The 9,062-nt window shown below is 43.3% G+C and carries 5 protein-coding genes; 2 read left to right on the top strand and 3 right to left on the bottom strand.

Going from position 1 to position 9,062, the window contains the following annotated elements; translation table 11 throughout:
• The 3 genes from ACFE90_RS08640 to ACFE90_RS08630 all read right to left on the bottom strand — a co-directional run.
• A partial coding sequence (locus tag ACFE90_RS08640) for an AAA-like domain-containing protein (protein WP_375499564.1) occupies positions 1 to 2,147 on the bottom strand: 2,147 nt, incomplete at its 3' end.
• Between the two features lie 146 nt (positions 2,148 to 2,293).
• Positions 2,294 to 2,920 carry a type I restriction endonuclease gene (locus ACFE90_RS08635; RefSeq protein WP_375499562.1) on the bottom strand — a complete coding sequence of 209 codons (627 nt, stop codon included), beginning with the start codon at positions 2,918 to 2,920 and terminating at the stop codon, positions 2,294 to 2,296.
• Positions 2,921 to 2,986: 66 nt separating this feature from the next.
• Positions 2,987 to 4,627 carry an AAA-like domain-containing protein gene (locus ACFE90_RS08630; RefSeq protein ID WP_375499560.1) on the bottom strand — a complete coding sequence of 547 codons (1,641 nt, stop codon included), beginning with the start codon at positions 4,625 to 4,627 and terminating at the stop codon, positions 2,987 to 2,989.
• A gap of 477 nt (positions 4,628 to 5,104) precedes the next feature.
• Here ACFE90_RS08630 and ACFE90_RS08625 point away from each other — a divergent pair, with 477 nt between their 5' ends.
• Both ACFE90_RS08625 and ACFE90_RS08620 read left to right on the top strand, forming a co-directional pair.
• A complete protein-coding gene (locus tag ACFE90_RS08625) occupies positions 5,105 to 7,486 on the top strand; it encodes a phosphoketolase (protein ID WP_375499558.1) in 2,382 nt (793 codons plus the stop codon).
• Between the two features lie 642 nt (positions 7,487 to 8,128).
• The coding region (locus tag ACFE90_RS08620; RefSeq protein WP_375499556.1) for a DUF1565 domain-containing protein at positions 8,129 to 9,062 on the top strand (934 nt) is incomplete at its 3' end.

Here is a 9,062-nt window from a genome sequence, read left to right as displayed (position 1 = left end):
GAGGCGGTGAGGATGCGCTGCCCATCCGGGCTAAAACTGGCACTTGTGACAAAACTTTCATGCCCGGCCATTACAGTAAATCCCTGCACTTTATCCAAAATTGTCTGTAAAGCTAAAACTGGACTAGCCGCAGGATAAGCTTCTGATTTTCCCTGACTATGCTTGTCTATTAAACCTTTTAACTCCTTGCCATCCCGCATGGCTGCCAGCAAAGCCCCCAGTTGATTAAACTGAGAGCGGTTAATATTCGCTACTCCTGACCGTTCCAGTCGCGTAGTGTCTAAGGCAACTTGACGCTCTGCCTCTGCCTCTTTCTTGGCAATCTGCGCTGTTTTCAAATCTCGTTTTGCTAGCTGTTGTTGTTGCTGTGCCTTTTTCCGGGCAATTTCTGTTACTTTCAGGTCACTTTGAGCTTTTCTTGCTTGTTGTTGTGCCTGTTGTTTTTCTATCGTTGCTTTCTTCGCATCTTCCTCAGCAGACTTTACCTTCTTTGTTGCAGCTTTAAACTGCTGATTAGCTTTTACCAAGTTAGCTTTTGCAGAATTTAAATTCTTATTTGCTTGTTTCTCTTTGGTTTCTGCTGCTTTCTGTCTGACTTCTGCATCGTTTGCCTGCTGCGATATCTGCTCATTTTTTTGACGCTGGGCTTCGGCTTCTGTTTTTAAATCTGTTATGGCATGATTAGCTTGCTGAGTCCTCTGTTGTGCAAATATTCCCGAAGCAATTGCCCCCACCAGAGCAAAACCCAGCACTACAGAACCAATGCGAATTCGTTGATTAGCTTTGCTGTTTGCTTTTGCTAAAACTTGCTTTGCCTGTTCCTCTGCCTCCAGCCTTTTCTGCACATCGCGCTTTTCCAACTCTTGGCTAGCAGCTAAAAACCGATAGTCCAAGTCACTTAAACTTTTACCTACTGTCCATTCTTGGGCATCTTGCAAAGTCTGTCCCCGCAACAAGCGCGACTCATCTTGACGTTCCGACTCAACCCAGGCATTAAATGTATCGGAGTAGGGGCGCAAGTTTGCTAAAATCTTGTCGCACCATTCCTGCTTAAACACCTCTGTATAAATCCGGTTATAAATTCGCAGCTTCCCGTCTCGCTTCACCACCAAACCCGTCAGCCGCAGTTGCGTTTGTTCAAGACTATCATCAGCTACTATCTCTCCCTGCTGCAAAATTTGCTGATACAACCCCAACAATCGCCCAGTCCTCTGTTCCCCACTCCGCAAAATTCTGTCACGAATCGTCTTCAAATGCTCCGGCTCATCTTGCGTCTCCCAATTCTCAATAATCCGCTTTCTTACCACCCCTGCCACCAACCCCTCAATTTGGGATTTCTCCTTGTCTCCAGAAGACGCGATAAATCGCGTCTCTACAGGGCATTCCTCAATTAACAACTTACAAACTTTTTGCGTCAAAAACGGCTGTCCTCCCGTCCAGTCCAGCACCACCTGCATCAACTCTTGGGCATTACCCACCGCCGCCAATCCCTGCGCCAGAGGTTGCGCCTCTGGGAGTTGAAAGCCAGTTAAATCAATTGCCTGCCCAATATTAAAAGGTGTTCGGCGTTTATCTTGAATCAAATCTGAAGGCGTAGACACCCCAATCAAAGCAAAGGTGAGACGATTATATTCAGGATGGTCTGCTCGTCGGTTGTAGCAATCGCGGATAACTGCAAAAAAGTCATCCAAGTTGAATGAAAGACTCAGAACGCTGTCAATTTCATCAATAAAAATAACAATATTTTCAGTAATTGTTTTAAGTAAAATCGTTTCAATAAACTTGCTCAAACGCTGCACTGGTGAAAGCAAAGCGTTATCAGTCCACCAAGTATCTAAATCAAAAGTTGTATAAATATTAAAACTTCCCACCAGAGTATCAATCACCCCGGCATACCACTCTTCTGGGGTAATATCTACCGTCCCAATCGCTGTAATATCAACAACAGCACAAGCAAATCCCTCAATTTGCAACTGCTGCATTACCTGCACCCGCAAACTAGATTTCCCCATCTGCCGGGAATTGAGTACATAACAAAAATCCCCAGCCTTCAAGCTTTCATAGAGGTCATGGTCAGCTTGCCGTCTAACATAAGTTGGTGCATTTTGAGGCAGACTACCACCGACTTGATATTGGTACTGGGTCACGTCGCTTCGCTCCGAATTCAAAATTCAAAATTCAAAATTCAAAATTATGAAATACAGCTAGTTTGTAGGGTGCATTAGCACAGATAGTATTGAGATGGTAAGTTATGTCCTTGGCTAACATACCCTATAAGATTACGAATTACGAATTACGAATTACGAATTAAATCAGCTAGATGTTTTAACACTTTTACGACAGTATATAAGTCATCCCCACGATTAAGCGACAGTGTGTAAGATAAGGCATATCTCGGTGTACTCTGTTTCGTCAACTTAATAAATTGAAATTCACTACCATTAGTGACAAACCCAAAAACAGGTTTTGCCGAAGTTGCATCTGCCAACATATAAGCCAATGCTTGTGGAATTGCTGGCACTAACGAGTAATCTGCTCGTTTTGCCTCAATAACGAGAACCCAAAGTGGAGGATGGAACACTAAGATGTCAATACGTCCTCTGATAATCATGCCTTCGTCTTCAGAAGAAATTCTTACCTCTTGTTCCGACGCGATGTAAAAAGGCGGTTGATAAAAACCTGCTAGACGTAATAGTGGAGATAGCACCACCATTTTGACTACAGGTTCCAAAATAGGATATTTCGATAGATGCAAATATTCTGTCTTGACTTCGTTGAGAGATTGCTTTTCTAAATCACTCAACTCAGGTAAATCTTGCTGCCACTCTGAAAAAAAAAGTTCGTCGTCTGCAACTTGTAGACCAAATTCATCAATAAGTTGGGCTAGGGTGATATCTTTTCCTTGAATAAGTTGAACCATTTGTTGAACCTTTTTGTTAAATGGTAATTGCAGATGAAAGTCCTATTGCACTCCTAATGTACTTTTTTAATTTTTAATTCCCAAGCGATGCCCAAAGTATTGACGATACAATTCACACAGAGGTATCACTTCATTGCCTTGAAACTTAACTAACCCCATACTGCGGAGTTTAAACGCTTCAGTTGTGCCTACATCCACGGGGCGATTTGCCATCATCACTTGTTTAACCGTAGCCAGCAATTCTGCATCCTCTTGCAAATTCAGCCAATGGCGGCGCAGATGGTCACTGTAAGGCCCTTCCTGAGTTGCCGCAATTTTTTGCAGATTTTCCAGCGTCATCCTACCACGAGCAATTTCATAAAGCGCTACCCGCACTAAATAAGGATGACCACCCACGAGTGTCGTTAATTCTTCAATTTGTGATTCAGGCCAATTGAGGCTGTGACGCTGTACCAAGTTTTGTACTTGTATTTGATTTAAGTCTGGCAACTCAATGGGTAAACCCACATTAAAAGGCGACTGATTAATATTGAGTGGAATATAAACTTCTTTAGAATGCACAATCACCAACCGGAGATTTTTCCAAACTGTCTCATTCTTTGACCGCTCATGCCAAGCTCGTAGCAATCCAAAAAAATCAGCAGCAATTATCGGATACTTGAAGACTTCATCGACTTCATCCAAACCCAAAGCGATGGGACTATTAATCGCGGGTAATAAATACCGTTGAAAGTAATTTGTACATTTATTCTTGCTACCTAAAACACCCTTCCAATACTCGTCTAATTTATCGGGTAGATTCAACTCGTTAGTAATGCTGGCACAGAACCACTGCAAAAACTGATCTAAATTAGTGAGAAATTCTGCATCGGCTGACTGGAAATTCACGCGTGCTGTCTGATAGTCATGTTGACTAGCATGATGGAGAACCCGCGACATCAGCGAAGTTTTGCCCATCTGCCGGGGAGCTTTGATGCGAATTAAGGCCCCTGGTTGAAGAATTGCTTCATAACAGTCTACCTCAATAGGCGATCGCTCGACATAAAAAGCAGAGTTTAGAGCTACCTGCCCTTCTGGATTTTCTAAGGAAACTGCTGGTTTTATCTCGTTATCTGGAATAATTTCGTTAGCAGAGATAGCACCTTGGGGATTGTTCCGACTTTTCAGCACTGGGGTAGAAGACTCTGGAATACTTTCTAAGTCAATAGCACTACAGCCAAACTCATAAGCATCCTCATAAGACCTGTCAGCGCCTAGTGCATCATAAAAGCCTACCGCGAATTTAATTGCCGCCCTGTCCCCAATTGCCCGATTCATCCCAACTACGTAATTAATGTGTTGATAAATTGCTTCAGCTTGCACCTCGCTATAACAGGCATTTAATAATACACACTCAACTTTGTCCTTAAATAACTTAAATAGCCTTGCCAGTGACTCCGTACTCACCAGCTGCATTTGCCCTGTATTATTTTCTAAGGCTAAACCTTGATTTCCTCCACCATGTCCAGAAAAATGGATAATATGAGGATCGTGATCTAAAAGCGCACGCCGCAAATCGTCAGGACGCACTGCCCATCTAGTAATAAGTTCAAACTTATCTCGGCTGCGAGAGCGTTGCAACCCTTCCTGAATTTCCCTTACTTCCTCGTCCAAGCGTAGTTTATCTGTCGTAGTAGGATTAGCTGACACAATCAGGATTTTTTTCACAGCGCTATCAACTATTGAATGCAGTCCTCTGGCTTAGATGTAGTTTACTACAGCAGGTAACTGGACAATTACTGATAGCGCATTACCGTGAATGAGCCTTTGATATTCATACCTTCCGGTGAAGGCGGTTTAATGCAAGAGTTAGTGGTACTTTCTTATTAAGTAGTTTTCATTGATGGGCAGCGATTAATCCGAAAATTAGGAACACTTTCTACTAATTATTTATTAATGCTAAAAATAGCATTTTAGTACACTTTATAACTAAGCATTTATAAGGAAAGTATGTTGATTGATAGTCTCAATTAGTAGCGTAAGCGTAGCCCGTTCTAGACATCGCTCTTCATTGTTGCTCAGAAGCAAGGAATTTAATCCAAAGGCTGGAAAAACTCATCATGGGAAGATGGCAATTATTTTGAAAAAAAGTATAATTGCTGACTGGATGATACGCCAAAAACCTTTTCTAATGGAGTGTCAATAATGACATTAGCAACAACTCCACAAACAAAGCCTTTAACAGAAGAAGAATTACGTAAGATAAACGCCTACTGGCGTGCAGCTAACTATCTTTCGGTTGGGCAGATATATCTACTCGACAATCCGCTACTAAGAGAACCGCTAAAGCTGGAACATGTAAAACCTAGGCTCTTGGGTCACTGGGGAACAACACCAGGGCTTAACTTGATCTATGCCCACCTGAATCGGGTCATTAAAAAATATGACCTAAACACGATCTATATTGCTGGCCCTGGTCATGGAGGCCCTGGACTGGTAGCCAACACCTATCTGGAAGGCACTTACACTAAGTATTATCACAACATCTCCCAGGATGCTGAAGGAATCCAGAAACTCTTCAAACAGTTCTCTTTCCCTGGTGGGATTCCTAGCCACGTTGCACCGGAAACTCCTGGTTCCATCCATGAAGGGGGGGAATTAGGTTATGCCCTCGTCCACGCTTTCGGTGCTGCCTTTGATAACCCTGACTTAATTGTTGCTGCTGTTGTGGGTGACGGTGAAGCTGAAACAGGTGCTTTAGCAACTAGCTGGCATTCCAATAAGTTTCTTAACCCCGTGCATGATGGGGCTGTACTGCCGATCCTCCACTTGAATGGGTATAAGATTGCTAACCCAACAGTATTGGCACGGATCAGCCGTGAGGAATTAGAAAGCTTATTCGTAGGCTATGGCTATAAGCCATACTTTGTCGAAGGTGACGATCCCGCAGATGTCCACCAGCAGATGGCGGCGACTCTAGATATAGTGATCGCTGAAATTCAAAGTATCCAAAGAGAAGCCCGCGTACACGGTTTCACTAAATGTCCCCAGTGGCCAATGATTGTCATGAGAACCCCCAAAGGTTGGACAGGGCCAAAGGAAGTAGATGGCAAAAAAACTGAAGGTTCTTGGCGATCGCACCAAGTTCCCTTTGGCAACATAGCCAAACAGCCAGAACATCTGAAACTCCTAGAAGATTGGATGAAGAGTTATAAACCAGAAGAACTCTTCGACGCTAACGGCACACTGATTCCCGAACTAGCAGAATTGGCTCCCAAAGGTCATCGACGCATGGGTGACAATCCCCACGCTAACGGCGGTCTTTTGCTTTGCGACTTGAAGATGCCCAACTTTCAAGACTATGCCGTAGATGTTCTCAAACCAGGGCAAGCGATCGCTGAAGCTACCCAAGTTGCAGGAATTTTCCTGCGAGATATCATGCAACTTAACCAAGAAAGCCGCAACTTCCGCATCGTTGGCCCCGATGAAACGGTATCAAATCGCTTAGGCGCTGTGCTAGAAGTTACAGATCGGGATTGGACAGCCCAGATCCTCCCGGAAGATGACCACCTTTCCCCCGATGGTCGGGTGATGGAAGTTCTCAGCGAAACTAATTGTCAAGGATGGTTAGAAGGCTACCTCCTCACAGGACGCCACGGGTTTTTCTCTTGCTATGAGGCGTTCATCCACATCATTGACTCGATGTTCAATCAGCACGCCAAATGGCTGAAAACGACCAGACATATTCCTTGGCGTAAACCAATTGCTTCCCTCAATTATCTACTCACCTCCCACGTTTGGCGACAAGACCACAACGGTTTCTCTCATCAAGACCCCGGTTTTATTGACCATGTAATCAACAAAAAAGCAGAAATCGTTCGCGTGTATTTGCCCCCCGATGCCAACACTCTGCTATCGGTAACTGACCATTGTTTAAGAAGCCGTAACTATGTCAACGTCATCGTTGCAGGAAAGCAACCAGCATTGCAATACCTAAATATTGATGCTGCTATCAAGCACTGCACCAAAGGCATCAGTATTTGGGAATGGGCAAGTAACGACCAAGACGGTGAACCAGATGTAGTGATGGCTTGTGCTGGGGATATTCCCACCTTAGAAACTTTAGCGGCTGTGGACATTCTGCGCCAGCATTTCCCTGAGTTAAAGGTGCGGGTAGTGAACGTAGTCGATTTGATGACACTACAGCCAAAAAGCGAACATCCGCACGGTTTGAGCGGAAAAGACTTTGACACGATTTTCACCACCGATAAACACATTATCTTTGCCTTTCATGGCTATCCCTGGTTGATTCATCGCTTAACCTATCGCCACACCAATCACGATCAGTTGCATGTGCGTGGCTACAAAGAAGAAGGAACCACCACCACTCCTTTTGATATGGTTGTGCTTAACGAGCTTGATCGCTTCCATTTAGTAATGGACGTAATTGATCGCGTACCAAAACTAGGATACAGGGCAGCTTATGTCAAACAGCTGTTGCAAGATAAGCTAATCGAACACAAGCACTACATTGAGAAATACGGCGACGATATGCCAGAAATTCGCGATTGGAAGTGGCCCTATTAAGAGGAGATAAGAGAGACAAGGGAGATAAGGTAAAATTTTCTCCCTTGTCTTGTACATTTGTCTTGTACGCCTTATGTGAATTAAAAAGTCTCAAGCAATATCAAAGGTTTCAGCCTTAGCTTCAATTGTAAACTCTAGCCTTATGAGCGAGATTGCGTTGTTTCAGCCTTCAACTAACATAAGCCGTCTTGTTTATTTTTATACTGTAATGCTTATATAGAGCAATACGCTAAGGTTTAGGGAATTTATCTATTGAGGTAGCCAATTCATGAACAAAGGGAAAGCTAAAATCTTGTCCGTCCACCTCAAAACTCTGTTAATCCACCTTTAAACTGGATTTATCCACCTCAGAACTCCGTTAATCCACCTTTGAACTGGATTCATCCACCTCAGAACTCCGTTAATCCACCTTTGAACTGGATTCATCCACCTCAGAACTTCAAACTCCTAACTCTTAACTCCCCATTTCTTACTTCCCACTTCACAGCCTTTTGAATTAGTCGAGTACTAGTGACCCCTAAAAGCATTTGCATAAATTTTTAACCTTGCAGTAAAAAGTACTTTAAGTTACTTAATGCATCAAACGCTACCCATTTTCATGGTTAGCGCTAAGATAACTATGTATTTTTTGGAAGTATAAATATGGCTCAGAATTTTTATGTAAATCCAGTATCAGGCAAAGATACCAACCCAGGTACTCAACAAGCCCCCTTCAAAACTATTACGCAAGCCCTTAAGGTATCTACAGATAACACCAAGATTCAATTAGCAGAAGGTAATTACAATGTTGCTAGCGGTGAAGCCTTTCCGCTAACGGTTCCATCTGGAGTGACAGTGGTGGGTAATGAAACCAATAAAGGTAATGGTATTTTAATTGAAGGGAGTGGTAGCTATTTGAGCCGTACTTTTGCTGCTCAGAATGTCACATTTGTGCTACTAGATAAAGCCGAAGTGCGGGGAGTGACTGTAACAAATTTAGCTAGCCGTGGTAGTGGTGTCTGGATTGAATCAACTGCCCCTACTGTTGCGAATAGCACCTTCACCAACTGTAAGCGGGAGGGAGTATTTACTACAGGTGAGGCTAATCCAGTTATTCTAGGTAATGTGTTCAGTGAGAATGCAGCCAATGGAATTGCGATCGCTAAAAATTCCAAAGGTCAAATTCAAGATAATACCTGCTTAAAAACAGGTTTTGGCATTGCCATTAGTGATACTGCATCACCCACCCTTCGAGATAACAAAGTTTACGAAAACCGTTCTGGAATTGTCATCTCTGGCAGCGCTCGTCCTGTATTGCGTAACAATGTCTGCGAAAATAACACTGACGATGGTATCACAGTAATCGGAACTGCCCTACCGGATATCGGCAGTACCAATAACTTAGGAGGCAATACTCTACGCAATAACGGTAAATTTAATTTGCAAAATGCCAGTTCTAACAAGCTGGTTTCTGTAGGAAATAAAATAGATGCGTCTAAAGTTACTGGAAACGTAGAGTTTGCAGATAGTTCGGTTCCGACACCCACACCAACACCTACTCCCACTCCGACACCAACTCCCAGGCCCACTATAGAAT

The sequence above is a fragment of the uncultured Nostoc sp. genome (assembly GCF_964245445.1).
Lineage (GTDB): Bacteria > Cyanobacteriota > Cyanobacteriia > Cyanobacteriales > Nostocaceae > Nostoc.
This window is presented reverse-complemented; position numbering and strand designations above follow the sequence as displayed.

Bases quoted from the DNA above. Each gene is read 5' to 3' on its own strand.
- ACFE90_RS08635 (WP_375499562.1), bottom strand. From the start codon at position 2,920: ATGGTTCAACTTATTCAAGGAAAAGATATCACCCTAGCCCAACTTATT.
- ACFE90_RS08625 (WP_375499558.1), top strand. From the start codon at position 5,105: ATGACATTAGCAACAACTCCACAAACAAAGCCTTTAACAGAAGAAGAA.